This window comes from Chryseobacterium turcicum (genome assembly GCF_021010565.1).
Classification (GTDB): Bacteria; Bacteroidota; Bacteroidia; order Flavobacteriales; family Weeksellaceae; genus Chryseobacterium; species Chryseobacterium turcicum.
This window is the reverse complement of sequence record NZ_JAJNAY010000001.1, coordinates 595,001-620,997: the sequence shown is the minus strand read 5'-3', so window position 1 is coordinate 620,997 and position 25,997 is coordinate 595,001. Positions and strand designations below refer to the sequence as shown.

Annotated in this window: 21 protein-coding genes, 2 tRNA genes and 3 rRNA genes (1 of these 26 cut by a window edge); 14 read left to right on the top strand and 12 right to left on the bottom strand. The window is 35.1% G+C overall.

The annotated features are described in order from the left end of the window. Positions 1-269 precede the first annotated feature (269 nt). The 7 genes from guaB to LO744_RS02915 form a co-directional block, all read right to left on the bottom strand. Positions 270-1,730, bottom strand: a complete 1,461-nt coding sequence (gene guaB, locus LO744_RS02945) for an IMP dehydrogenase (RefSeq protein WP_230667101.1) — start codon at positions 1,728-1,730, stop codon at positions 270-272. A 149-nt stretch (positions 1,731-1,879) separates the two neighbouring features. Next, the gene (locus LO744_RS02940; protein WP_230667100.1) at positions 1,880-2,380 is read right to left on the bottom strand and encodes a DUF4252 domain-containing protein; all 501 of its coding nucleotides are present in this window, start codon (positions 2,378-2,380) and stop codon (positions 1,880-1,882) included. A gap of 11 nt (positions 2,381-2,391) precedes the next feature. Next, on the bottom strand, positions 2,392-3,645 hold the full coding sequence (locus tag LO744_RS02935; RefSeq protein WP_230667099.1) for a DUF4252 domain-containing protein: 1,254 nt from the start codon (positions 3,643-3,645) through the stop codon (positions 2,392-2,394). 53 nt (positions 3,646-3,698) lie between these two features. Beyond that, positions 3,699-4,373: a hypothetical protein gene (locus LO744_RS02930; RefSeq protein ID WP_230667098.1), complete on the bottom strand. Its 675-nt coding sequence runs from the start codon at positions 4,371-4,373 to the stop codon at positions 3,699-3,701. After that, entirely contained in the window at positions 4,348-4,857 is a 510-nt protein-coding gene (locus tag LO744_RS02925) for an RNA polymerase sigma factor (protein WP_230667097.1), read from the bottom strand. The genes LO744_RS02930 and LO744_RS02925 overlap by 26 nt, the downstream gene beginning before the upstream one ends. 96 nt (positions 4,858-4,953) lie before the next feature. After that, entirely contained in the window at positions 4,954-6,114 is a 1,161-nt protein-coding gene (locus LO744_RS02920) for a GlmU family protein (protein WP_230667096.1), read from the bottom strand. A gap of 170 nt (positions 6,115-6,284) precedes the next feature. Continuing rightward, complete coding sequence (locus tag LO744_RS02915) at positions 6,285-6,536, bottom strand: type B 50S ribosomal protein L31 (protein WP_066682062.1); 252 nt, start codon at positions 6,534-6,536, stop codon at positions 6,285-6,287. A 274-nt stretch (positions 6,537-6,810) separates the two neighbouring features. On the opposite strand from LO744_RS02915, the gene LO744_RS02910 reads away from it, so the two are divergent. The 14 genes from LO744_RS02910 to LO744_RS02850 all read left to right on the top strand — a co-directional run bounded on the left by LO744_RS02910 (position 6,811) and on the right by LO744_RS02850 (position 20,820). Continuing rightward, complete coding sequence (locus LO744_RS02910; RefSeq protein WP_230667095.1) at positions 6,811-8,217, top strand: hypothetical protein; 1,407 nt, start codon at positions 6,811-6,813, stop codon at positions 8,215-8,217. A 51-nt stretch (positions 8,218-8,268) separates the two neighbouring features. Further along, positions 8,269-8,595 (top strand): nucleotide pyrophosphohydrolase, encoded by a 327-nt coding sequence (locus LO744_RS02905; RefSeq protein WP_066682059.1) that lies wholly within the window; start codon positions 8,269-8,271, stop codon positions 8,593-8,595. A gap of 70 nt (positions 8,596-8,665) precedes the next feature. Then, on the top strand, positions 8,666-9,886 hold the full coding sequence (locus tag LO744_RS02900; protein ID WP_230667094.1) for a 3-phosphoshikimate 1-carboxyvinyltransferase: 1,221 nt from the start codon (positions 8,666-8,668) through the stop codon (positions 9,884-9,886). Positions 9,887-10,351: 465 nt separating this feature from the next. Continuing rightward, entirely contained in the window at positions 10,352-10,846 is a 495-nt protein-coding gene (locus tag LO744_RS02895; protein WP_230667093.1) for a hypothetical protein, read from the top strand. A gap of 182 nt (positions 10,847-11,028) precedes the next feature. After that, positions 11,029-11,208: a bacteriocin-like protein gene (locus LO744_RS20515; RefSeq protein ID WP_449508572.1), complete on the top strand. Its 180-nt coding sequence runs from the start codon at positions 11,029-11,031 to the stop codon at positions 11,206-11,208. A 224-nt stretch (positions 11,209-11,432) separates the two neighbouring features. After that, positions 11,433-12,110, top strand: a complete 678-nt coding sequence (locus tag LO744_RS02890) for a hypothetical protein (RefSeq protein ID WP_230667092.1) — start codon at positions 11,433-11,435, stop codon at positions 12,108-12,110. After that, positions 12,111-12,908: an SDR family oxidoreductase gene (locus tag LO744_RS02885; protein ID WP_230667091.1), complete on the top strand. Its 798-nt coding sequence runs from the start codon at positions 12,111-12,113 to the stop codon at positions 12,906-12,908. It begins immediately after the preceding gene. Positions 12,909-12,974: 66 nt separating this feature from the next. Further along, entirely contained in the window at positions 12,975-14,579 is a 1,605-nt protein-coding gene (locus tag LO744_RS02880; protein WP_230667090.1) for a BamA/TamA family outer membrane protein, read from the top strand. Between the two features lie 235 nt (positions 14,580-14,814). Then, on the top strand, positions 14,815-15,342 hold the full coding sequence (locus LO744_RS02875; RefSeq protein ID WP_230667089.1) for a phospholipase domain-containing protein: 528 nt from the start codon (positions 14,815-14,817) through the stop codon (positions 15,340-15,342). A gap of 222 nt (positions 15,343-15,564) precedes the next feature. Then, positions 15,565-16,140 (top strand): hypothetical protein, encoded by a 576-nt coding sequence (locus tag LO744_RS02870; RefSeq protein WP_230667088.1) that lies wholly within the window; start codon positions 15,565-15,567, stop codon positions 16,138-16,140. Between the two features lie 98 nt (positions 16,141-16,238). After that, on the top strand, positions 16,239-17,039 hold the full coding sequence (locus tag LO744_RS02865) for a WxL protein host-binding domain-containing protein (RefSeq protein ID WP_230667087.1): 801 nt from the start codon (positions 16,239-16,241) through the stop codon (positions 17,037-17,039). Then, positions 17,032-19,752, top strand: a complete 2,721-nt coding sequence (locus LO744_RS02860; RefSeq protein ID WP_230667086.1) for a COG1470 family protein — start codon at positions 17,032-17,034, stop codon at positions 19,750-19,752. Before LO744_RS02865 ends, LO744_RS02860 begins: the two co-directional genes overlap by 8 nt. Then, complete coding sequence (locus tag LO744_RS02855) at positions 19,749-20,282, top strand: hypothetical protein (RefSeq protein ID WP_230667085.1); 534 nt, start codon at positions 19,749-19,751, stop codon at positions 20,280-20,282. The genes LO744_RS02860 and LO744_RS02855 overlap by 4 nt, the downstream gene beginning before the upstream one ends. Positions 20,283-20,346: 64 nt before the next feature. Next, the gene (locus LO744_RS02850; protein ID WP_230667084.1) at positions 20,347-20,820 is read left to right on the top strand and encodes a hypothetical protein; all 474 of its coding nucleotides are present in this window, start codon (positions 20,347-20,349) and stop codon (positions 20,818-20,820) included. A 748-nt stretch (positions 20,821-21,568) separates the two neighbouring features. Here LO744_RS02850 and rrf read toward each other — a convergent pair. The 5 genes from rrf to LO744_RS02825 form a co-directional block, all read right to left on the bottom strand. Beyond that, positions 21,569-21,676 (bottom strand): 5S ribosomal RNA (gene rrf, locus LO744_RS02845). 147 nt (positions 21,677-21,823) lie between these two features. Next, positions 21,824-24,584, bottom strand: a 23S ribosomal RNA gene (locus LO744_RS02840). Between the two features lie 221 nt (positions 24,585-24,805). Beyond that, positions 24,806-24,879, bottom strand: a tRNA-Ala gene (locus tag LO744_RS02835). An 86-nt stretch (positions 24,880-24,965) separates the two neighbouring features. Then, positions 24,966-25,039: transfer RNA gene (locus LO744_RS02830), tRNA-Ile, on the bottom strand. A 298-nt stretch (positions 25,040-25,337) separates the two neighbouring features. Then, positions 25,338-25,997: ribosomal RNA gene (locus LO744_RS02825) — 16S ribosomal RNA — on the bottom strand (it continues 857 nt past the right edge of the window). The 16S, 23S and 5S rRNA genes sit together here with 2 tRNA genes alongside, the layout of an rRNA operon.

Genomic DNA, 25,997 nt, shown 5'->3' with positions numbered 1-25,997 from the left:
AAAAAGAAAACACAGTTGATAATATAGAAACACAAATGATGAAAATCTAAGATTTCGAGGGAGCTAAAAGCTCGATGGTGAAAAAAAGTTTAAAAGTATTTATTCGTAGAGCCCCCAAAAGGCTCTCGGATAAGTACAAAAAAAAGAAAACACAGTTGATAGTATAGAAATACAAATGATGAAAGTTCAATTTTTCTCATGATTTAATTTTTTGGTTAAAAAAATACCTCCGAAAATTCGGAGGTATTTTATGTATATATTCTAATGTATTATAAAGAATAATTTGGAGCTTCCTGCGTGATAATCACATCATGAGGGTGAGATTCTTTCAAACCACTTCCTGTAATCATGACCATTTTGGTATCTTTTTGCAAAGCTTCAACATCTTTTGCACCACAATATCCCATTCCGGCTCTTAAACCTCCAACTAACTGGAAAATAACATCTTCCAATTTACCTTTACTTGGAACTCTACCTTCAATTCCTTCCGGAACGAATTTTTTAGCCTCACTTTGGAAATATCTTTCTTTTCCACCTCTCTTCATTGCAGAAAGACTTCCCATCCCTTGGTAAGTTTTGAATTTTCTACCCTGGAAAATAATTTCTTCTCCTGGTGCCTCATCAGTTCCAGCTAAAAGAGAACCCAACATTACTGCTCCAGCTCCACTTGCAATAGCTTTCACGATATCTCCGGAAAGTTTAATTCCACCATCTGCAATTACAGCAACATTTTGAGATTTAGCATATTCGTAAACGTTGTAGATAGCAGACAACTGAGGAACTCCAACTCCAGCCACAACTCTCGTTGTACAGATAGAACCCGGGCCAACACCTACTTTCAGAACGTTTGCACCTGCTTTAATTAAAGCTTCAGCAGCTTCAGCAGTTACAATGTTTCCACCAACGATATCCAAATCAGGATATTTGCTTCTGATTTCTGAGATTTTATCCAAAACTCCTTTAGAATGCCCGTGAGCAGAATCGATACCGATAATATCAACTCCGGCTTTTACCAAAGCTTCTATTCTATCTAAAGTATCTTCACCTACTCCAACTCCGGCTCCAACGATTAAACGACCGCTTTCGTCTTTGTTAGCATTTGGATATTCTAATTGATTGTCGATGTCTTTAATAGTAATTAAACCTACCAATTTATTGTTTTTATCAACAATAGGAAGCTTTTCAACTCTACTATTAAGAAGAATTTCTTTCGCTTTTTCAAGGTTTGTATCTTTATCAGAAGTGATAAGATTATTTTTAGTCATAATCTCTTCCACTTTCATATCAAGATTCTCCTGATATTTTACGTCTCTGTTGGTAATGATACCAATCAACGTATTTTCGGCATCCACAACGGGAAGACCAGAAATTTTATATTTCGCCATCGTTTCTTTAGCCTCTGCTAAAGTATGGTCTTTCGAAAGTGTTACAGGGTCAGAAATCATTCCGTTTTCAGAACGCTTAACTCTGTTTACCTGAGCAGCCTGTTCGGCAATCGTCATGTTTTTATGAATGAAACCCAAACCACCAACTCTTGCCAAAGCAATCGCCAAATCACCCTCTGTAACGGTATCCATTGCAGCGGAAACGATCGGAACATTAAGCGTAATTTTATCGGTAAGTCTTGATTTTAATGAAACCTGGTTAGGTAAAACCTCAGAATAAGCAGGGACTAGAAGCACGTCATCGAAAGTGATGGCTGTCTCTACAATTTTGTTATGAATAGACATCTTTACTTTCTTGCAAAATTAAGTCTTTTTGTCGGAATATGAAAATAGATTTAAATAGTTTAAACAAAACTTAATGATTCATGATATAAATCGAAAAAAGTCACCTTAAACAGTGACTTTTACAAAATTAAATATAGTTGAATATGAAGTTATTTATCTGATGCGATAGTAATCATTCTGGAAATATCATCTGCCGTAAAGCTCCCTTTAACATCCAAAAACACCATTTCTTTTTTTGAATTGACCGTAATCAGCATATTTTTGATGACGTCTCCTTTTTGTTTTACTCTGATATTGACGTTATCTCCATCATGTTTTATAGTTGCCCAATCTTCGTAATTTTCATTTTTCAGATAATTGGCATAGTCTTTCAGCATTGCTTCACTTCCGTTGGCAACGGTCATCATTTTTATTTTTGAAACTTTTTTTACCATGGCAATGGCAGCTTCGCTTTCACCTTCTTCTCTCAAAGCTTTTTTGATATAAGGTTTCGCTAAAAATAATGGTACATTAAAGCTTGCAAATTGTGCATCCTGATAATCATCACTTGATTTTGAGAAAAAATCGATATTCGGTTTGCTCGAAACGATACAAGATTGCATTAATAATAAAGCGCAACAGACTAGAACAAGGTTTTTAAAAATTTTCATGGTATTGGTTTTTAGTTGGTTTGTTTTAAACTTCCTCCCGAAACCTTATCTACCCTAGAATCTAATTCAGGATTTCCTTTTAATTTTACTGAACCTCCAGAAGAAACATTTGCTTTTAATTTGTCTTTAACATATAAAGAAAGGTTTGCACCCGATGTGCATTCTGCCTGTGCAGTATTGATAGCAAATGTCTCTGCTTTGCAAGAAGCTCCGCTGTTAACATTCATTACTGCCGATTTTGCTAAACCTTCTAATCTTACACTCGCTCCACTTGTATTATTTAAAATAAATTTCTGAGTTCTAAGATTCGCTTTTACATCTCCACCTGAGTTGGCTTCAATATTTGCCGTTTCCGAAATTGAAAATGTACCTTTTACAGAACCACCTGACTCTACATTAACATCCAAATTATTTTCGTTTAAAGTATTTACAGTTGTAAATGCTGCCCCAGTAGAAGCTTTAATCATACTCAATTTAGGCGAAGAAACATTTACCGTGAGGTTTTTAAATTTCAGGTTTTTTTCTTTTTTATTATCAATATAAATTTTCAAAACACCATTATCAACTTTGGTAATCACATGTTGAAGCTTATCTGCATCTGCCAAAACTTTTACACTCGATGTATTTTCCTGCTTAAAATTTACATTAATGCCTAAACTAACATCGATTTTAGAAAATTCGCCTATATTTCTGCTTTCACCATTTAGGTAAGAAGATGTATTTTCTGAGGCAAAACTATTGGTAACCGTAGTTCTTGTAGTAGTGGTTTTCGTTTCGCTGGAGTTAAGAATTTTATTGACGTCATCCATAGAAATTTTCCCATCCAACATCACGAGAATATTTTCTCCACCACCACTATCAATGCTTAAAAGCATATTATCTAGCGTACCGTCATTTTTTGCTTCCGAAGAAAGGAATTTAACTTTACTTCCCGCATTTTTCACAGACATTATTTCATTGTAATTTAAATTACTTAAATACGATGAAATTTCTTTATTCACATTCGCAAGGTCTCCTTTTGCATTTTCGGTAATCAGAATTTTAAGCCCGTCAATCTTTGAAAGCAAAGGCTTAATTTGGTCTAATTCTGAATCGGCAATATTAAGATTACTAAGCATCCCAAACATTGGTTTTGCAATCTTAATAGAGGTAACCCCTTCAGTTTCCTGATATTTATCAAAAAGCTGGTCTAACTTATTCTTTTGCCCGTACACATTAAAGAAATGAGACAGCACAAGAGCACATATAATGAATATTTTTTTCATAAGTTCAGTTTAAATTAATTGATTATAAGCCTGATCAGTAGCATAATCTGTTGTTAATAATCTACATTATCCATCACCTTCGGAGCCAATGCCTGATTCACATTATTGGCAACCACCTGGAACGAATATTTTGTTACATTTATAGCTTCTTCCATATTATCAATACGTTTTCCGTTAACGATAACATAAGAACCTTGATATCCTGTAGAATCTTTCTGATTGAGATTGTTTTTTTCTGAGTTATAAACAAATCTCGGCTTCGATTCTTTTTTTATCCTGCTTTTTTTAGAGAGAATTTCATCTAAAACATCTTTTTCAGCAATAGAATTTTCAATAAAAATTGAATCTTTTTTAGCTCCCGACGCAGAATCAACAAAATGAGCAGCAACCTGCGAATCGTGATTATGATTTTCCTCTATAAAATCAGACTTTTGCTTTTGAATTTCGTTTTCAACCAATTTAGCTTGATTTACAACCTCTCCGTTTTGATTTTCATTAAACAAGAAGCCAATTCCCAAAAGTATCACCACACTTGCCGCCATCCAAAACCATTTCGGAAGCGCAGGTTTTTTACCTTGAATCGGAATGACTGGCGTTTCATTGTCTAAAACCTCATCTTCATTTCCTTCAGCTTTTTTCAGGAAATCATCAAAATCCCAGTTCATCTTTTCTTCCTTTAACCCTTGGAAGATTTCGTTATATTTATCTTGAAATTTGTCTTTGCTCATAGCTCATCAATTGTGAGATTTGTTCTTTTACTTTTTGTCTTGCGCGCATCAGGTTAACCCTTACTGCATTTTCTTCCATTTCCAACATCTCAGAAATTTCCGACACTTCGTACTCTTCTACATCTTTAAGGTGTATCACCGTTTTCTGCTTCTCCGGAAGCTGGTTGATAAACCCGATAATCTGTTCTTTCAGATTATTAACATCCATACTGTACAATTCTGAACGATGAAGCTGCATATCTGCAAAACCTAACTTTACATCGTGATGCTTCAATCGGTTGAGGCATTCATTTCTTACAGATTTCAAAGCATAGGATTTAAAATTCCCAAACTGCCCGAGCTCATCTTTTTTCTGCCAGAATTTAATCATCAAATCTTGTACTACATCTTCTGCTTCATCACTACTCATGACAAACCTTTTCGCAAAACGGAACATCTCATCTCTGAGAATAAATACCGTACTCCTAAAAGTTTCCTGAGTCATAATTTTGTTTCTATTAGTAAGACAATCTAAAATCGAAATATATTACACTAAAAATAAAAAAACTTCAAAAAATTTGAAGTTTTCAATTATAGTTGATTAATATTCGTCAAAAATATGTTTTAAAATCCCTTTATCATCATCTGTTAAAGGCAATTTTCTACGAGCCATTACTTTTTCGGCAACTTCGTAAGCTTTATCTAATTTAAAACGTTCATCATCTTTAAAACCGCCCCATGAAAAGTTTTCAATATGATTAGGAGGAAAACCTTCTTTAAAAATATTAGAAGCCACACCAATTACTGTTCCTGTGTTTAATTGGGTATTGATTGCTGTTTTAGAATGGTCTCCCATTATTAAACCTGCAAACTGCAAACCTGTATCCTGGAAATCTTTTGTTCTATAATTCCAAAGCTTTACGTTTCCGTAATTATTTTTTAAGTTAGAAGAATTGGTATCTGCTCCAAGATTACACCATTCTCCAATTACAGAGTTTCCAACAAAACCATCATGACCTTTATTAGAATACCCAAAAATAATGATGTTGCTTACTTCACCACCTACTTTAGAATGTGGACCAACCGTCGTTGCACCATAAATTTTTGCTCCTAAATTAAATTTAGAACCTTCACAAAGGGCAATCGGACCACGAAGATTACAGCCTTCCATCACTTCTGCGTTTTTGCCAATATATATTTTTCCGGTTTTGGTATTGATGGTTGAAAATTCTACTTCAGCTCCTTCTTCAATAAACAAATCTTCTTTATTTCCTAAAAAACCATTGGTGGAAGATAATTCCTGAGACTGTTTTCCTTTGGTAAGCAATTCAAAATCAAAATTGATAGCTTCTTTATTATAAGTAAATAAATCGGTCGGTTTTTTAAAGAAAATAAGCTCTTCTTTAATATCAGTCATTTTTTCAATCTGATGTAGAGAAAAACCTTCCATATTAATTTTTGCAGCAACCAGTTCATCTTCATATACCAAAGCCTCACCTTGATTCAAATCTTTAATTTGCTGGATAACGGTTTCGGTTGGTAAAAAATTGGTTACCAAAAAGAGACTTTCTTTTTTTTGTGGCTCAGCAAATTTATGCTGAAGATAAGCCTCTGTAAAAAAAGAAACTTCGGTATTCTCTAATATTTTTTGCCATCTTTCAGAGAAGGTAAGAATTCCACATCGCATTTCAGCGACAGGTCTTGTAAAAGTAAGCGGAAGAAAATCTTCCCAATATTGTGCATCAGAGAATACGAGTTGCATGAGAGTTTCGGGTTTAAAGTTGTATGTTCAATGTTTCGAGATTCGAGACTCAACAAAAATACAAATAGTAAAACTAATTTCTAACCTAGAACTTCTAATTTCTGTCTTTTAATTCATAAAAAAAGTCTCCCGAAAATCGGAAGACTTTAAAATATTTTAATAACAAAAAATTACTTAGCGAATTTTTTGTATTTGTTCATAAACTTGTCTACTCTACCTGCAGTATCAACTAATTTAGTTTTTCCTGTGTAGAAAGGGTGAGAAGTAGAAGAGATTTCCATTTTAATCAATGGGTACTCAGTTCCTTCAAACTCGATAGTGTCTTTTGTGTCAGCTGTTGACTTGCCTAAGAATACGTCGTCGTTACTCATATCTTTGAAAACAACAAGTCTATAATTTTCTGGGTGAATTCCTTTTTTCATAATACAAATTTTTAAAAAATTAAAGTTTTGCTTTCGAAATAGTAATGGTATTTCTTCTGCTAAATTTTAGGTTGCAAAAATACAATAATTTTTATAATATACAAATACCTTGTCAACTATTTTTAAAAGATAAGAAAATTAAAGTATTTTCGTTAAATTTGAAACTTATATAAATTTTAACCTCCATGAAATCGCCAAGACTGCTTCTGACTACAAAAAACAATGAAGATAAGCGATAACATATGACCTTAAATAAAACAAAAAATTTCTACCTATGAAATTCAAATCACTACTCTTTTTATCTTTTTGGATGCTGTTTTTAGCCATTTCATGTGACAAAGATGATATTACTTTTGATGCTCCTTCTCAGGAACTTAGTTTTTCTAGAGATACCGTATTTTGTGATACAGTTTATCATCAGGTGCGCTCAGAAACCTATGTGGTAAAAGTATTTAATAATGAAGATAAGGATGTGATGATTCCAAGAATTAATCTTGAAAAAGGAGCGGCATCATTATATAAAATAAATGTAGATGGAAAAACAGGACACGATTTTCAGAATGTTCCGCTTAGAAAAAAAGACAGTCTTTATATTTTTGTAGAGATTGCTCCTCAGGCTACAGGTCCGGAAGCGATTGCCGAAGATAGAGTTTTATTTACTACAGGAGCCGGACAGCAACATGTAACTTTATTCTCTGTTGTGCAAGACGCCGAGTTTTTCATTAAAACCCCTACAAACCCGAATGTGATTGCCACTGACGCTACATGGTCTAGTAATAAAGCTAAAATTATTTATGGTGATTTGACAATAAATACTGGAGTTCACTTAAATATACAACCTGGAACAAAAGTATATTTTCATAAAAACAGCGGAATGAAAGTTTCTGCGGGTGCTACTTTAGATATCAACGGAACCGCAACCGATCAGGTAATTATTCGTGGAGACCGAAATGACACTTACTATGACACCATCCCAAGAAACTGGAATTCTATTAAAATGGAAGCTTCTTCTATTTTGAATATGAATCATACTCGCCTTTTTGGAGGAACGAGAGGTCTTGATATGAAACAAGCTAATGCAACAATCAAAAATTCATTCATTCATACCTTTCAGGAATACGGTATTTATGCCGTAGGTTCAAAAATAAATGCTGAAAATCTGGTCATGAACAACTGCGGAGAATCTTGTATTGGAATTTTTTATGGTGGAAATTATACTTTTACCCATGCAACAATTGCAAACTATTCTGCTACCATGAATGACAGAAGCCGTATGGGGATTTTTGCCACCAACGAATGGAAAAATGATGCCGGGCAAAATGACTATGCAGCTCTTGAAAATTTAAGTATTCTTAATAGTATCGTATATTCAGATAGAGATAATTTTATAAATTTAGAAAAAGTAGGTGCGTATCAATTTAATTTTTTAATTCAAAACTCATTAATAAAGTACACTAGTGAGAACGAAGCAGGATTTAATTTTACTGGCCCCGGAGTCATTCAAAGTATAAAAAATCAAGACCCTCGATTTATGAATTATTTTGCGGCGAAGATGAATTTAAGAGTAAAAGCTGATTCTCCCGCAAAAAACAAGGGTGATGTAACAGTTGCCAATACCGTTCCTACCGATATTGTAGGAGTTTCAAGAACAACTAATCCAACATTAGGAGCATATCAATAATAATTGTTAATTGTTAATTGTTAATTTAAAAAAACGGCTCTTTAAAAAATTATGGAAATCACAAACCTGCAACAGCAAGTCGACGAATGGATAAAAACCATTGGTGTTCGTTATTTTAATGAATTGACCAATATGGCAATGCTTACGGAAGAAGTGGGCGAAGTCGCAAGAATTATCGCAAGGAGATACGGCGAACAAAGCGAAAAAGAAAGCGATAAAACCAAAGATTTGGGTGAGGAATTGGCAGATGTATTGTTTGTAACTTTATGTTTAGCCAATCAAACCGGAGTCAATCTACAGGAAGCTTTTGACAAAAAAATGAAGATAAAAACTGATCGCGACAAAGACCGTCATCAGAATAATGAGAAATTGAAATAATGTAGGAAGATGGAAGTCGGAAGTTTAATGAAATATTAGACATCCAGCTTCCAACTTCCATCTTAAGAATATGAAGCTAGAAAAATCAAAACTAAGAGAAAACAAAACCATACAAATCAGCGGTTCGAAAAGTATTTCGAATCGTTTGTTGATTTTGGAAAGTCTATTTTCAAACATAAAAATCGGGAATTTATCGAATTCTCAGGATACCCAATTGCTGAAAAAAGCATTGTCTGAGGAAACGGAAATTGTAGATATTCATCATGCGGGAACCGCAATGCGTTTTTTGACCTCTTATTATTCAATTCAAGATGGTAAAACCACGATTCTTACCGGTTCCGGAAGAATGAAGGAAAGACCAATCAAAAATCTGGTTACCGCTTTACAAAATCTTGGAGTTGAAATTGAGTATTTAGAAAATGAAGGTTTTCCGCCTTTGAAAATTACGGGCAGAAAAATCACAGAAACAAAAGTAGACGTTCCTTCAAATATTTCCAGCCAGTTTATCACGTCTCTTCTTTTAATTGCCGGAAAATTGGAAAATGGTTTGGAAATAAATCTGATTGGTGAGGTTACTTCAAGGTCGTATATTGAAATGACTTTGGATATTTTGACCAAATTTGGAATCAAAAACAGCTTCATCGGAAACACAATTAAGGTAGAACCATTCATCAACCATCAACTTTCAACCATTAACTATGAGGTCGAAAGTGATTGGAGTTCGGCGTCATATTTTTACTCTTTTGCTGCTTTGGGAAGAGAAACCATTCACCTGAAAAGTTTTTACAAGGAGTCAACTCAGGGAGATTCTGCGATTGCCGATATTTATGAAACGTTTTTCGGTATTAAAACTATTTTCACAGAAAATGAGCACAAACTGACTCTTGAGTCTATTGAAAACTTCCAGTTTCCGGAAAAGATTATTTTGGATATGAATAACTGTCCGGATATCGCTCAAACACTTTGTGTAACAGCTTCAGCTTTAAAAGTACCTTTTGAAATCTCAGGTTTGGGTACATTAAGAGTAAAAGAAACTGACAGATTGCTGGCTTTATATAATGAACTGAAAAAACTGGGCACAGAAACAGAAATCACAGATTTAACCATAAAATCAATTGATTTTAATGAGCCTGAAGAGAACATTTCCATTAAAACTTATCAAGACCACAGAATGGCAATGAGTTTTGCGCCGTTTAGTTTGATTAAAGAATTAAATATTGAAGATGAAAATGTAGTTGAAAAATCTTACCCGATGTTTTGGGAGGATTTGAAAATTTTATTAGAAAAATAATTGAACTTTTAAAATGAATATTGAATCCAGCAAGTTTTTCAAAATCAATAAGATTGCTAAAACTTTCATCATATTGGTTTTAGTTTGTTGTATTTTGATGAATATTGTTGATATGATTAAATATTATGAATTTATAAGTATCCAATTTCATTTATTTATTATTCTAATCTTATCAATATTTATCATCAGTTTGTATTATGAAAATTATTTTACGACAGTTGTTTTATTAATCTTTAATATATTATTCTGGTATTATACCATCACTGAAAGAAAAGATTTATCTTGGTATGATAATCCTTTTAATCATTATGATTCGGTCTTAATAAGTTTTGCTAACAATTTCGATATCTTTTTAAGAAAGCTATTATATAAAATAATTAGACCTTTGAGCACAATAAACACTTTTCTTATTTGGATTATCATCATTCCTTTTAGAATTAAAAAGTTTTATCTAAAAAAAATTAAATGAAAAAGTTATTCATTATATTATATCTCTTAGTTCCGTTGACATTCTGGGCACAATATCTTTTACCTAATGAAGAAATCATCTATTCATTTGAAACTAAAAATGGAAAGAAAATGTCTTTGGTGAAAGATAAGACCAACAAATACATCCAGTATCGTTTTGGAACTAAAAATAAAGTAGAGATGGAATTTCCTTCCGAAAAAAACAAAGAAAGCTGGAAAAAATTTCATTATAATTCTTATTGGCGAGGTGGCGGAATACAAAATGCAGGAATGGAAGTCGATAATCTTTCCTTTAAAAATCATGAGTTTGAATACTTGTTATTCAGAACCTATCATGCGGAAGGCAAAGTTTACACTGCCGGAATTATCATCACAGACAACAAGAAAAAAGAAACGCGCATTAATGGAAATTATAAAACAGTAAAAGGCTGTATCTGTAATTTGGAAGATACCGGAATGATACAGAAAGAAGATATTGGATTAAGCTTTTAAAGCTTCAAAATATCTTCTTTCTGTATCATTCTATTTTTTAAAATTCCTTTCAAAAAAACAGAAAATTTCTTTTTAGAAATAAAATAAATAAATTTCTCGTAAGGTTGATAAATAATTTATATATTTGATAGTGTGCGCATTAAACATCACAAACCAGAAAAATCATTTAAAAACTAATTACTATGAAAAATCTAAAAAAAATTTCAAGACAAGAATTGAAAAGTGTTAACGGGGGCATCCAAGTTTGTAATCAAATTTGCTTGACAGGATATTACAGATGCTGTATTCCGCGCCAAGCTTATTACTGTGCTCCTAATGGAAGCCAATGTGGAAGCACAGGTCCTGGTGGACCAATTGACTAAAAAAACAATTAAATACTAAAAAATTCCTGAAGCATGTCTTCAGGAATTTTTTTGGAAATATCTTTTCATCAATTTTATAAGGGTTTTATAGATTTATGATTTTGAAAGTCTTATTTTTTGGTTCTTTTACATAAATTTACCATTCATAAAAATGAACGATTAGTAAATTAAAGAAAGATCTATAAAAAAAAATGACATTGGATTAAATTCTTAATAATTGAGGAATGAAAAAACTCTTTTCTTTTTTTGCCATTCTACTCTTTTCAATTTCTCAATCGCAGGAATTGAAAAACTTTGCAGTCCCAAAAGGCTATGAAAAAATTTTGGAAACCAAAGGAGATTTAGATAAAGACGGAAAAGACGAAACACTAATTGTTTTTAATTCAGATAAAAGAAATAATGAAGATTTTAATAGAGGTTTTCAGAGAGAAATTTTCATTATAAAAAACAATAATGGGCAACTGAAAATCTGGAAGAAAAATCCAACTGTAATTTTAGGATCAAAAACAGGATTTTCGCCTGAATACAACACTTTGCCAGAAGTCAGCATAAAAAATGGAGTAATAATTATTTCACAATCATATAGTACAAATTCAAGACATACCTATACTTATAAACATACCTATAGGTTTCAAAATAATGATTTCTATTTAATTGGATCAGTCGTTAAATTTGATGATACTTGCCAATTTAATAGATTCAGTGAAATTAACTTTTCAACAGGAAAGGTTATTGTTGATGACCAATATTATCCTTGTTTTGAAGATGATAAAGAACCTCTTGAAAAAAATTTCCATAAAGAATTCAAATATAAGTGGAAAACACTTATAAAAATGGATAATTTTACACCGGGAGAAACTGTAATACAAATCCCAAATTCAAAACAATATTTTATTTATTAAATGTCAAAAACAATCATCATTACCGGAACTTCTTCAGGAATTGGTTTCGTATTAGCAGAATACTTCGGAAAGAAAGGTCATCACGTTTACGGATTGAGCCGAAAATTTACCGAAAGTCAGTACTTTAAATCTATCCCGACAGATATTACAGATAATGACGCTGTTCAGAATGCCATTACTGAAGTTTTAAAAACAGAAACAAGGATTGATGTTTTAATTAACAACGCAGGTATGGGAATGGTAGGTTCTGTGGAAGATTCTACAAAAGAAGATATTTTAAAATTATTCAATTTAAATCTTGTAGGAGCTGTACAAATGATGAGCGCCGTGATGCCGAAAATGCGTGAAAATAAATTTGGGCAAATCATCAACGTTTCCAGCATCGGAAGTGAAATGGGATTGCCTTTCCGTGGATTTTATTCGGCTTCAAAATCGGCTTTAGATAAAGTTACCGAAGCGATGAGATACGAAGTTTATCCTTGGAATATCAATGTTTGTTCGCTTCATTTAGGTGATATTAAAACCAATATTGCAGAAAACCGTGTAAAAACAAAAGTTTCTGAACCTTACAAAACGGTATTCGATAAAGTATATGCTTTGATGAATTCTCACGTTGGAGATGGCACAGAACCTTTAGAAGTCGCAGAATATGTTGACCAACTTTTAACTAAAAATAAGTGGAAAGCGCATTATTATTTTGGTAAATTCGGGCAAAAAATCGGGGTTCCTTTGAAGTGGATTCTTCCACAGGGAACTTATGAGAATTTAATGAAGAAATATAATAAACTGGATAAATAATTGTTAGTTGTTAGTTGTTAGAAATTAATAATATTAAAGGTAAATTAGTTACTTGTTTGTAAGAGATTGAAGTTATTTTTAAACATATTTTTTGCTCTATTTTGCGTTTTTGTACAAGCGCAGAAGAAGCATTATTTTCTGATTGATACCGAAACGAAAGTTAAGAAAAAGGTAAAAGACTCCCTTTCTGCTGCAAAATTTCTTGACTCTTTAGCTCAAAGCAATTATTTTTTCACTGAATTAAAAGAGGTGAAAATAAAAGGCGACAGTACGGAAATTTTCTACGATAAAGGAAAAAATTTCAACGAAACGTATGTGAATCTCTCCGATTCTATTACCAATCGATTTAAACTAGAGAAAGAATTTTTTACCAAAAATTTAGATTCAGTTAAAAAAAATATCAGCAAAAAATATATAGATGACGGTTTTGCTTTTAGTAGAATCAAGTCTAAATTTACAGGGCAGAAAAACGGTTACCCTGTTGTAGAACTTGATATTAATAAAAATAATAAACGAACAATCGATGGTTTTGTAGCAAAAGGTTATACCCGAGTTCCGAAAAGATTTATAAAAAATCTTGAAAAAGAATTTAAAGGCAAAACTTACGATGACAAAAACCTTATTGCCATTAATAAAAATTTTCAGGGTCATCCTTTTATCATGCTCGAGCGGCAACCACAGACTCTTTTCACAAAAGATTCTACACAGATTTATCTTTTTATGGAGAAGAAAAAAACCAATACTTTTGATGGAGTTATCGGTTTCGGAAATGATAAAACAGATAAATTTACTTTGAATGGTACTTTGAATGTGAATTTTAAAAACATGTTCAACGGTTTTGAAACAGTTAATCTTTACTGGCAGAGAAACCCTGACAAAGGTCAGAATTTTGATTTGCAAACCGATATTCCGTATCTACTTAATTCTAATGTAGGTTTAAATATGAAAGTGAATATCTTCAGACAAGATTCTACTTTTGCTAATGTAAAAGCCTTACCCGCATTTTATTATCATCTCAACAGCAGACAGAAAATTGGTTTACGAGGAACTTTTGAATCTTCTACAATCATCGACAGCCTTTATATTCAGGGGAAAGATTATAACAAAAAAGGGATTGGTATTTTCTTTGACATGACCGAGCCTACCGACATTGACCTTTTTCTTTACAAGTCTAAACTGAATGTAGGATACGATTTTCTGGCCACAAACTACACCGGTGAAAATATAAAAGCCAACCAAAATCAGTTTTACTTTTTTGGTGAATACAATTATCATATCAACAGAAACCACTTTCTCAACATCAAAGGAGAAGGTGCAATGATGGATTCTAAAATAGATTTCTCCGCCAACGAATTGTACCGTTTTGGAGGCTGGAATTCACTCCGGGGTTTTAATGAAAACTCTCTCGCCGCCGATTTCTATTACTACGCAGGTATGGAATACCGATATCTCATCGGAAATCAGGCCTTTTTTGATGTTTTCGGGCAGTACGGACAGCTCAATAACAAATCGCTCAATGTAAAGCCCAAATTGTACAGTGTAGGCCTTGGTTTTAATTTCTTTATTCCGCTTGGTTTAATGAGTTTTCAGCTTTCTAATGGTAACGAGTTTGGTAACCCTTTTAAGTTTAATGACATCAAAATTCACTGGGGAATTCTGAGCCGTTTTTAAAGTGATTTTCTATTATTTTTACTTTATCACATTATCATTACATTAATTCTTATCGTCATTTTATACTGAAATAATATTTCACACTTAATAAATAATTAAGGAACAGGTAATACTATTCATCTACATTTGGTCTCAGAAATATTTAGTTTTTTTTCGAACTAAAATTACGCACCATCTCTCAAAATACGCTGAAAAAACTCAATGCAAAAACCTATTGAAATTCAGAAAAAGAGACATGAAACCATCTATCCCATTACCATGCAACTACGATGTCAATCTCAAAAGTAATAAGATTGTAATGACCAATCTTAAAGAGACTCCGGTATCGTTAATTATTTATGATAAAAATAAATTTAATACCAAAGATTATTATTTTTCATTTACCCTACCTTCAAATGATGAAATTTCGCATACTGTAGATATCGAAAAATACAGCTATGAAATAATAGGCTCCAATGGCTTTGTAAGAAAGTTTAAAGGCACCAAAAAAACTGAGCTGGAAGTAACTTTATCTACCAATATCTCAACACATGAAGTAGATATAAAACTCATTAATCTTTCTACCAACACATTAAACATTAGCTTAGAAAACAAATATACCGATTACATAAGCGAGCTGTCTCTTAATGCACATGAAGAAAAAATAAATCTAAACTTAGACAAAACAAAAGGCTGGTACGATTTCAAAATAAAATCTAATACCAACAGTTGGCATTTTGCAGGAAGAGTAGAATTTGAGAAATCTGCAATAGATTCTATTTAGTTTTAGATACATTTTTAAAACCTTAAAAAGTCTTATACAGTTTTCTGTATAAGACTTTTTTATAGTGATTAAGGTCACAAAATCCATCACACTAGCTTTAGTAATTATTCATCATAATGCGGTAAAATATAAAGTAATGAAAATTTAACAATAAATTATTGTTATTTATTATATCATATTCTAATGAATTTTATTAACTTCACAATTCAAAATACTAAAACCATGAAAAAAACAACATTTAGCTTAGCTATGACTTTTGCTGTATTTGCTCTATCTGCAAATCTTAAAGCTCAAATAAACACAGACAATCACACTGTAACTATTTCTGTACCTGAAGTTGCACTAGTTGATATTGAACCCAAGGCTACAAAAAACATTACTTTAGGATTTACAGCACCCACAGAAGCGGGAAATGCTGTGACTCCAACCGCTGCCAACAGCACGCTTTGGTTAAATTATTCTTCTATTAAATCGGTTGCAGAACCTACACGTACTGTCTCTGTAAGGGTAAACCCTATCATTGATGGAATTGATATTCACTTAACGGCGGCGGCGGCTACTGGTTCTGGAGGAGGATCAGTAGGAAATCCGGCTGCACAGTTAACACTAAGCACAACAGACCAAACCATTATTTCAGGAATAGGAAGTGCTTATACCGGTAACGGAGCCGGTAATGGTCATAATCTAACCTATGCTCTGGCCGCGGGAGGTGGTTCTGGTAGTGTAGCTATTTATGATAATTTACAAGCAGTGGCAGCTACGGTAGCAACTGTCACGTATACGATTTCGGATAATTAATTTACCCGATTTCATCTTTTACAATCAAGAAGAAAAAGAGAAATCTATTTCTTCTTGATTTTGTTTTATCAATTTTAAACACCAAACTTTACAAAACAATGATAAAGAGCATTCTCGTATTGCTCATTTTCTTCCTTCAATTCTGTTTCCTGAAAGCCGGTATTGTGGTTATCAATGGGCTTTCACATTCTTACAATATAGAAAACGGAAAAGTTTACAAGGGAAAAATTGAAATAGAAAATACAGGCAATCAAATACAAAGTGTAAAACTGTTTCTTCAAGATTACAGTTATAAATCTAATGGTACCATCTATTACTCCGCCCCTCAAACTAACAGTAAGACAAATTCTGGTTGGATAAAAATGAATACCAATCTTGTTACTCTGAAAGCTAAACAAAAAACAGAAGTTTATTATGAAATAAACGTTCCCAACAATATTTCCGAACCAGGAACGTATTGGAGTGTAATTATGGTAGAACCCGTGGAGGAGATAAATCCCAATAATAACAAACAGGGTGTAAATATTACCTCGATTATTCGCTATGCAATTCAGGTGATTACAGATTTCGATTCAGAAAAAGCAAAGCCTGATTTAAAATTTGAAGGTATAAAGATTGAAAAACAAGAAGGAAAGCAAATGCTAAAAGTAGCTATTGCCAACAAAGGAAACCTTTATTGTAAACCAACCGTAACCGTTGAGATTTACAACAAAAAAACAGGAGAAAAACTCGGAAATTTTTCGAGTATGGCGTCGGGATTATTACCCCAAACTTCAAAATATTATCATATCGATATCAGCAAAATATCTCCAGATAAATATAATGCCGTACTAATTGCTACCGATGAAGAAGAAAATGCTTTCGCTCTCAATGTAGAACTAGAAGTAAAAAATGATTAAAAAATGGATTATTTATTATATCCTGCTATTCCCAGCTTCTCTGTTTTCTCAAAAAAAAGATAGTCTGAAACCGGGAACATCTACTTCTGTTTCTTTTACAATAGAAAATAAGAGTTCCATGGCAAAAAATTATCATTTGAAAGCTGAAACTTCTCACCATCTCATCACTCCTATTTTAAAAAATGGTGAAATACGTGTTGCCCCAAATGAAAGTAAAATCTACATTGTCCCTTTACAGATTGCAACAGAAGCACCACAAGGCAAACATTCTGTTGTACTGGAAGGAACCGAAATAACTACAGGTGAAAAGTTTACCCAAACTACAGAATTATTGATTTCTGCAAACAGAAAGCTTTCCCTCACCCTTTTAGATTCACCAGAGTTTATAAAAGCTGGGGAAATAATTAAATCTATTTTCTTTTTAAAAAATGATGGAAACGTTTCTGAAAATTTAATTTTAGAAAGCAAAAATGCTGTCGTTGATGAAAATACGTCTTTAATTTTAGCTCCTGGGGAAAGTAAAAAAATTACCATTAGTAAAATTACTTCATCGAATTTGAGTAAAAATGAGTTTCAGAATCTAAATCTTTCTGTTTATTCTAAAGACCATCCTCAAGAAAATCAAATTGCCTATTCGACTGTAAAAATCATTTCTATAAAACCCATTGAAGATGATATTTACCACAGATTTCCGGTTTCGGCATCTCTTGCTATGCTGGGCATGCAAAATCGAGGTCAATATAAAAATGGTTTTCAGGGTGAGCTTTATGGAAAGGGAAGTTTAGACAGTGAAAATAAAAACACTTTAGAGTTTCATGCCGTTACCAAAAATCCTATAGACTTTAATTCTTTTACTCAATATGAAGAATATTTTGTGAATTACACCCGAAAAAATCTTTTTATTCATTTGGGGGATAAAAATTATTCTTCTTCTTTTCTAACCGAATATGCCAGATATGGCCGAGGTGCAGAAATTCGTTTTAACCTAAAAAAGATAAGTTTTGGAGGTTTTTATAATCACCCAAGGTTTTTCAGAGATATTAAAGATGAATTTAATATCTATTCTAAATTTAAAATTGCAAAACAATCGGAAATTACTGTAGGATATTTGTACAAAACTCCGAGAAAGGAAAATACAGATTTAGCCTTTAGCAATATAAGACTAGATTCAAATGCACATCTACCTTACCTCACAGGAAAATTTAAACTCAATAAAAATCTTGAAGTTTCGGGGGAAACAGCATACAGCAAAACAGAAAAAACAGATGGAACAGCGTATATGATACAAACCATTGCAAATTATAATAAAATAAATGCAAATGTAATGTATATGAGAGCCAGCCCTGAATATGCGGGATATTTTAATAATACCAATACTATTAACGGTAATCTTCAGTATCAGTTATCTAAGAGGATTAATGTGATAGCAAACTATGTGCAGGATGCTAAAAACTTCCAGCGTGACACCTTATTTTTTGCAGCGCCTTATCGTAAATTTTTGCAATATGGAATTCAATATAAATATTCTAATAACGGAAATATTTATGTTTACAATGGTTCCCAAAGATATGAAGACCGCTTAATGCCCAAAGAATTTGATTATAAAGAACGTTTTTTTAAACTCACTCTTAATCAGCAAATCGGAATATTCCAGCTAAACATTGATGGGCAATTTGGAAAAACTGATAATTTTCTGACTGGTTTTTCTGGAAAATCTAGTTTTTATACTGCTAATATTGGTTTTGAAAAATTTAAAACCTCATTTAATATATATGGAAGTTATGCACTCACATCTCGATACCAACTGAAAAATGAGAAGCAATTTTATTTTGGAGCAAGAGTTTTAAGTCGCTTTTCAGATAAATCTTATTTCAGCCTTTTTTATCAGAACAATTATATGCCTGAAGATTATTATAAAGATAGAAATCTTTTTGAGCTTCTTTTTCATCAACAAATTTTTAAAGGGCATGAGGTGGATATTTCAACGAGGTACAATTTGCAGCGTGGAGAATTGGGAAATAAAGATTTTATCTTTTCGTTGCGTTATACTTTAAGAATGAATATTCCGACTCAAAAAATTGCAGAATATACTACGCTGTCAGGAAACATAAAAAACTTAGGGGTAAAAAAAGTTGAAGGAATTCGCCTGATGATGGGAAATCATCTTTCGGTCACCAACAAAAACGGAGATTACCTATTTAAAAATGTAAATCCAGGAGATTATGTTTTAGAAATCGACCGAACAACTACAGAAATCAATGATATTGCCGACCAAAATGTCCCAGTATCATTAATTTTAGCCGGTAAAGAAAACATTTACAGTTTTGGATTAACGAGTGCTGCAAAGATTCAGGGAAAAATAGAATATAAAGAACATGAAAGTAATTTGCAATTTGCTCAGCTTTCAACTAATAAAAAGAAAAATCAAAATCTGATTATTGAAGTTACAAACGGTAATCAGATATTTAGAAAACTGGCACTTTTGGGAGATTATTTTGATTTTACATATCTGCGTCCCGGAGATTGGAAGGTTAAAATTTACAGAAACGGTTTAGACAAAAAATATAAAATCCCAATTGACCAGTTTGAATTTAATCTAAAATCTGACGAAACTAAAAATATAATCATTAATGTCATTAAGCAATCATCAGAAATAAAATATCAGCAGGAAACCATCAAGGTAAGTTATAACGAAAATAAAAAGCGGAAATGAATTACTCCAAATTAGTTTTTTTTGTCAGCTTTATGATCTCCGCCAATCTGTATTCACAAACTACAGGAAATCGTACTGTGGCTGTAACTTTACCCATTGTTACTTTAATGGATATTAAGCCTAGTGGAGTTATTACAATGAATTTCACAGCTCCTACAGAAGCAGGAAATCCTATTGTTGCACCAGCTGTTAATACAACAAAATGGATTAATTACACATCCGCAATAGCTTTAGGAGGACTTACCAGAAAAATTACCGCCTCAATCAACCAAGTAATCCCTGGAATCGATATTAAAATTCAGGCAGCAACAGCTTCCGGTTCCGGAGGTGGAACATTAGGAACACCATCTGCTCAGGTAACATTAAATACAACATCACAAACAATAATCAGCGGAATAGGAGGTGCATATACAGGGAATGGCGCAAACAACGGCCATCGGCTGACCATAAGCTTATCGGCAAATACTTATAGTAATCTATCTGAAAGAGCAAATACGCCTGTCATAATTACGTACACAATCACTGAATAAATAAAAAACGAAGATGAAAACAAATTATACTATCTTTTATGGAAGGTATTTATTCAAAATAACTTTGATACTCTCTTTACTATTATTCTGTACGCTAAAAGCTCAAAGATCTTTAACCGTAGGAGGAAATAACTGGACAGTGACAATACCATCAATTACTGCAGCCGGTTCAAACTATGCAGGAACTTATGAAAGTGCAACCAATCAAATACTATTAACAGCAGGTGTCCCATTACTGCTAGCGAGTGGAAAGGTCTCAGTACATTATGAGTCTAATCCAACATGGAATTCAAATTTAATATTGAGTACTAAAAGAACAGGAGATGGATCTACAATATGTCTTTTATGTACAATAAGTGGCGGAACGACTTACCAAACAATAACACTTACCGATATTGAATTATTTAGAATTGTTGCGGTAGCAGCATTAGCAACTTATTCAAACATTCCTATTCAATTACAGCTGAGTGGAGTTTCGGTAACAATTCCCGCAGCAACTTATAACAGTAAAATTGTATTTACGATAAGTTCTCTTTAAAATAATTTAATTTTCAGGAGCTATTTCCGGCTCTCCGCTGTATCTTTTTCATGACACCCTCCGCTTTTCCCTTTCGTCAAGAAAAAGGATGTCGCTGCTATCCGGGCTAGGAAACCCAGCATAAAAACAAAGATTCAGATTAATAGCATATTTTATTCAAGATATAAATATGCCTATGATGAGTTTATTGAGAAAATAAAGGATAAATGTAATTTGGATAATAGTGTCGCTCCTCCGGAGCTCTGAGGCATTTGGTTCCTATTATCTGCTACAAAGGTGTCGCTCCTCCGGAGCTATAAGGAATTGGGATAGAATTATTCCCTGCTGCTACAAAGGTTACGCTCCGAAGGAGCTATAAGAGATTGGGATAGAATATATTTCCTGCTACTGCTATCCGGGCTAGGAGAGCCAGCATAAAACAAAGATTCAGATTAATAGCATATTTTATTCAAGAGATAAATATGCTTGTCATGAGTTTTTTAAGAAAATAAAGGATAAATGTAATTTGAATAATAGTGTCGCTCCTCCGGAGCTCTGAGGCATTTGGTTCCTATTATATGCTACAATGGTGTCGCTCCGAAGGAGCGCCCTATTACCTATTACCTATTCCCTATTCCCTATTCCCTATTACCTATTACCTTATTGCTTATTGCTTATTGCTTATTGCTTATTGCTTATTGCAAAGATAAATCTTTGGGTATATCGCAAAAAAAGTCTCATACAAATTCATGTATGAGACTTTTAAAAAAACTGGCGGCGACCTACTCTCCCGCTTTCGCAGTACCATCGGCGCTGGTGGGCTTAACTTCTGTGTTCGGAATGGGAACAGGTGAGCCCCACCGCTAAAACCACCCTAAAGGTTGTATATAAGAGGTTAGATTTTAGTAGTTAGAGATTAGTAAAAAACTAACTTCTAATATCTAGTTTCTAACTTCTGGTTTTATCGATAAGAATATTCACAAAGAGAGAACCTTTAATTGCGCAATTAAGCAGTTGCCAATTAGGCTATAAATCTACGGGTAATTAGTACTACTCGGCTATGCTGTTACCAACTTTACACCTATAGCCTATCAACGTGGTCATCTCCCACGACCCTTAAAAGATGTCTCATCTTGAGGCGAGTTTCGCACTTATATGCTTTCAGTGCTTATCTCTTCCAAACGTAGCTACTCAGCGGTGCTCCTGGCGGAACAACTGATACACCAGAGGTTTGTTCAATTCGGTCCTCTCGTACTAGAATCAAGCCCTCTCAAACATCTAACGCCCGCAATAGATAGAGACCGAACTGTCTCACGACGTTCTGAACCCAGCTCGCGTGCCACTTTAATGGGCGAACAGCCCAACCCTTGGGACCTTCTCCAGCCCCAGGATGTGACGAGCCGACATCGAGGTGCCGAACCTCCCCGTCGATGTGAGCTCTTGGGGGAGACTAGCCTGTTATCCCCGGAGTACCTTTTATCCTATGAGCGATGGCCCTTCCATACGGAACCACCGGATCACTATGTCCTGCTTTCGCACCTGATCGACTTGTAGGTCTCACAGTCAAGCACCCTTATGCCATTACACTCTACGCACGGTTACCAAGCGTGCTGAGGGTACCTTTGAAAGCCTCCGTTACTCTTTTGGAGGCGACCACCCCAGTCAAACTACCCACCACGCAGTGTCCTTCTAAAAGAAGTTAGGCTCCAAGTAAGTAAAGGGTGGTATTTCAACGTTGACTCCACAAACACTAGCGTGCCTGCTTCAAAGTCTCCCACCTATCCTACACATTACTTACTCAAAGTCAATACGAAGTTATAGTAAAGGTTCACAGGGTCTTTTCGTCCCATTGCGGGTACTCGGCATCTTCACCGAGACTACAATTTCACAGAGCTCATGGTTGAGACAGTGCCCAGATCGTTACACCATTCGTGCAGGTCGGAACTTACCCGACAAGGAATTTCGCTACCTTAGGACCGTTATAGTTACGGCCGCCGTTTACTGGGGCTTCAGTTAAACGCTTCGCATTGCTGCTAACGCCCTTCCTTAACCTTCCAGCACCGGGCAGGTGTCAGACCCTATACTGCATCTTTCGATTTTGCAGAGTCCTGTGTTTTTGATAAACAGTCGCCTGGGCCTTTTTACTGCGGCCACCATTGCTGATGGCGTCTCTTCTCCCGAAGTTACGAGACTATTTTGCCTAGTTCCTTAACCATGATTCACTCTAGCACCTTAGGATTCTCTCCTCGACTACCTGTGTCGGTTTATGGTACGGGTTGCTTCACTTCGGCTTTTCTTGGAAGCACTTTCCCTACAACAACTTCGCCCGAAGGCTAGGTCTTGACTATTCCGTCAGTCTCCAGTAAGTACGGCACTCCGTCCCCTTTTTAGTGTGAGCAAGTATGGGAATATTAACCCATTGTCCATCCACTACCCCTTTCGGGTTCGCGTTAGGTCCCGACTAACCCTCAGCTGATTAGCATGGCTGAGGAAACCTTAGTCTTTCGGTGAGCGGGTTTCTCGCCCGCTTTATCGTTACTTATGCCTACATTTTCTTTTCTGTCCGCTCCACCAAGCCTCACGACTCAGCTTCTGTGCAAACAGAATGCTCCCCTACCAGATACAACTCAAGGTTGTAAATCCATAGCTTCGGTACTCTATTTATGCCCGATTATTATCCATGCCGGACCGCTCGACTAGTGAGCTGTTACGCACTCTTTAAATGAATGGCTGCTTCCAAGCCAACATCCTAGCTGTCAATGCAGTCCAACCGCGTTGCTTCAACTTAATAGAGATTTGGGGACCTTAGCTGTTGGTCTGGGTTCTTTCCCTCTCGGACACGGACCTTAGCACCCGCGCCCTCACTGCCGTGGAACATTTATTAGCATTCGGAGTTTGTCAGGAATTGGTAGGATTTGACTCCCCCGCATCCAATCAGTAGCTCTACCTCTAATAAACTTATACACGACGCTGCACCTAAATGCATTTCGGGGAGTACGAGCTATCTCCCAGTTTGATTGGCCTTTCACCCCTACCCACAGGTCATCCGAAGACTTTTCAACGTCAACCGGTTCGGTCCTCCACTTTGTGTTACCAAAGCTTCAACCTGCCCATGGGTAGATCACAAGGTTTCGCGTCTAATACTACTAACTAAGCGCCCTATTCAGACTCGCTTTCGCTCCGGCTCCGGACCTGAAGTCCTTAACCTCGCTAGTAACATTAACTCGTAGGCTCATTATGCAAAAGGCACGCCGTCACCCAACTTGTGGGCTCCGACCGCTTGTAGGCGTACGGTTTCAGGTTCTATTTCACCCTTCTATTCGAAGTGCTTTTCACCTTTCCTTCACAGTACTTGTTCACTATCGGTCTTTCAGGAGTATTTAGCCTTGGAGGATGGTCCCCCCATATTCAAACAGGATTTCACGTGTCCCGCCCTACTCATTTATCACTTAAATATGCCTTTCATATACGGGGCTATCACCCTCTATGGCTGTTCTTTCCAGAACATTCTATTAAACATATAAAAGCTTTTGGGCTAATCCGCGTTCGCTCGCCACTACTTACGGAATCTCTTCGATTTCTTTTCCTCAGGGTACTTAGATGTTTCAGTTCTCCTGGTTTGCTCTCCTTGCGGAGTGACTGGTCTTCAACCAGACGGGTTGCCCCATTCGGACATCTGCGGATCAATTCGTGTGTGCCAATCCCCGCAGCTTTTCGCAGCTTACCACGTCCTTCGTCGCCTCTGAAAGCCTAGGCATCCGCCATACGCCCTTAACGATTTCTTTCCTAATTATTAATTAGTTCAGTATTTTTGCTTTAGCATTGCTGCTAAAATATTTTTGTAAACTCAAACGCTTAATTGCGCTCGGTTTTCTCTTTGTGATATTTTTACCGTTAATGTCAATGATCTTTATGCTATTTCTGATCTAATTCGCAAAATATTGTTTTTGGCTCTATTTGCTTCTTAAAATTAAACCATAAATCATGTTATATTACTATAACAATGTGGAGAATAAGGGAGTCGAACCCTTGACCTCCTGCGTGCAAGGCAGGCGCTCTAGCCAGCTGAGCTAATTCCCCGCTAGTTTAGATGTTAGTAGTTAGAAGTTAGAGATTAGTAAAAAACTAACTTCTAATTTCTAGATTCTAACCTCTATTTAAATTAGTAGTCTCGGGCAGGCTCGAACTGCCGACCTCTACATTATCAGTGTAGCGCTCTAACCAGCTGAGCTACGAGACTTTGTTATGAGTAATGGGTGATGAGTAATAAGTAATATTTGCATATCTCTTTTTTCTCTTCTTCATACTCAATCTCTCTTCCCTAATACTAATTTCTAGTGGGTTTTGTATTTCTTATATATATTATAAGTAATAAATAATTGGTAATGAGTAATTAATACAAGCTGTTACACTTGGCTCTTTTTACTTTAACCTTTTTACTTATACTTATATATCAACCAAATAAAAACTAAAGCTTCTCTTTAAGTAAGTGCATGGACACATTGTGTCCTTATTTTTTATCGTCCGAAGACGCTCTAAAATGAGATGTTCCAGCCGCACCTTCCGGTACGGCTACCTTGTTACGACTTAGCCCTAGTTACTTGTTTTACCCTAGGCAGCTCCTGTTACGGTCACCGACTTCAGGTACCCCAAACTTCCATGGCTTGACGGGCGGTGTGTACAAGGCCCGGGAACGTATTCACCGCATCATGGCTGATATGCGATTACTAGCGATTCCAGCTTCATAGAGTCGAGTTGCAGACTCCAATCCGAACTGAGACCAGCTTTCGAGATTCGCATCCAGTCGCCTGGTAGCTGCCCTCTGTACTGGCCATTGTATTACGTGTGTGGCCCAAGGCGTAAGGGCCGTGATGATTTGACGTCATCCCCACCTTCCTCTCTACTTGCGTAGGCAGTCTCACTAGAGTCCCCAACTTAATGATGGCAACTAGTGACAGGGGTTGCGCTCGTTGCAGGACTTAACCTAACACCTCACGGCACGAGCTGACGACAACCATGCAGCACCTTGAAAAATGTCTTGCGAAAAGTCTATTTCTAAACCGGTCATTTCCCATTTAAGCCTTGGTAAGGTTCCTCGCGTATCATCGAATTAAACCACATAATCCACCGCTTGTGCGGGCCCCCGTCAATTCCTTTGAGTTTCATTCTTGCGAACGTACTCCCCAGGTGGCTAACTT

Excerpts from the sequence above, each read along its gene's own strand:
- guaB (WP_230667101.1), bottom strand. The coding sequence starts at position 1,730 with ATGTCTATTCATAACAAAATTGTAGAGACAGCCATCACTTTCGATGAC.
- LO744_RS02940 (WP_230667100.1), bottom strand. The coding sequence starts at position 2,380 with ATGAAAATTTTTAAAAACCTTGTTCTAGTCTGTTGCGCTTTATTATTA.
- LO744_RS02935 (WP_230667099.1), bottom strand. The coding sequence starts at position 3,645 with ATGAAAAAAATATTCATTATATGTGCTCTTGTGCTGTCTCATTTCTTT.
- LO744_RS02930 (WP_230667098.1), bottom strand. The coding sequence starts at position 4,373 with ATGAGCAAAGACAAATTTCAAGATAAATATAACGAAATCTTCCAAGGG.
- LO744_RS02925 (WP_230667097.1), bottom strand. The coding sequence starts at position 4,857 with ATGACTCAGGAAACTTTTAGGAGTACGGTATTTATTCTCAGAGATGAG.
- LO744_RS02920 (WP_230667096.1), bottom strand. The coding sequence starts at position 6,114 with ATGCAACTCGTATTCTCTGATGCACAATATTGGGAAGATTTTCTTCCG.
- LO744_RS02915 (WP_066682062.1), bottom strand. The coding sequence starts at position 6,536 with ATGAAAAAAGGAATTCACCCAGAAAATTATAGACTTGTTGTTTTCAAA.
- LO744_RS02910 (WP_230667095.1), top strand. The coding sequence starts at position 6,811 with ATGAAATTCAAATCACTACTCTTTTTATCTTTTTGGATGCTGTTTTTA.
- LO744_RS02905 (WP_066682059.1), top strand. The coding sequence starts at position 8,269 with ATGGAAATCACAAACCTGCAACAGCAAGTCGACGAATGGATAAAAACC.
- LO744_RS02900 (WP_230667094.1), top strand. The coding sequence starts at position 8,666 with ATGAAGCTAGAAAAATCAAAACTAAGAGAAAACAAAACCATACAAATC.
- LO744_RS02895 (WP_230667093.1), top strand. The coding sequence starts at position 10,352 with ATGAAAAAGTTATTCATTATATTATATCTCTTAGTTCCGTTGACATTC.
- LO744_RS20515 (WP_449508572.1), top strand. The coding sequence starts at position 11,029 with ATGAAAAATCTAAAAAAAATTTCAAGACAAGAATTGAAAAGTGTTAAC.
- LO744_RS02890 (WP_230667092.1), top strand. The coding sequence starts at position 11,433 with ATGAAAAAACTCTTTTCTTTTTTTGCCATTCTACTCTTTTCAATTTCT.
- LO744_RS02885 (WP_230667091.1), top strand. The coding sequence starts at position 12,111 with ATGTCAAAAACAATCATCATTACCGGAACTTCTTCAGGAATTGGTTTC.
- LO744_RS02875 (WP_230667089.1), top strand. The coding sequence starts at position 14,815 with ATGAAACCATCTATCCCATTACCATGCAACTACGATGTCAATCTCAAA.
- LO744_RS02870 (WP_230667088.1), top strand. The coding sequence starts at position 15,565 with ATGAAAAAAACAACATTTAGCTTAGCTATGACTTTTGCTGTATTTGCT.
- LO744_RS02865 (WP_230667087.1), top strand. The coding sequence starts at position 16,239 with ATGATAAAGAGCATTCTCGTATTGCTCATTTTCTTCCTTCAATTCTGT.
- LO744_RS02860 (WP_230667086.1), top strand. The coding sequence starts at position 17,032 with ATGATTAAAAAATGGATTATTTATTATATCCTGCTATTCCCAGCTTCT.
- LO744_RS02855 (WP_230667085.1), top strand. The coding sequence starts at position 19,749 with ATGAATTACTCCAAATTAGTTTTTTTTGTCAGCTTTATGATCTCCGCC.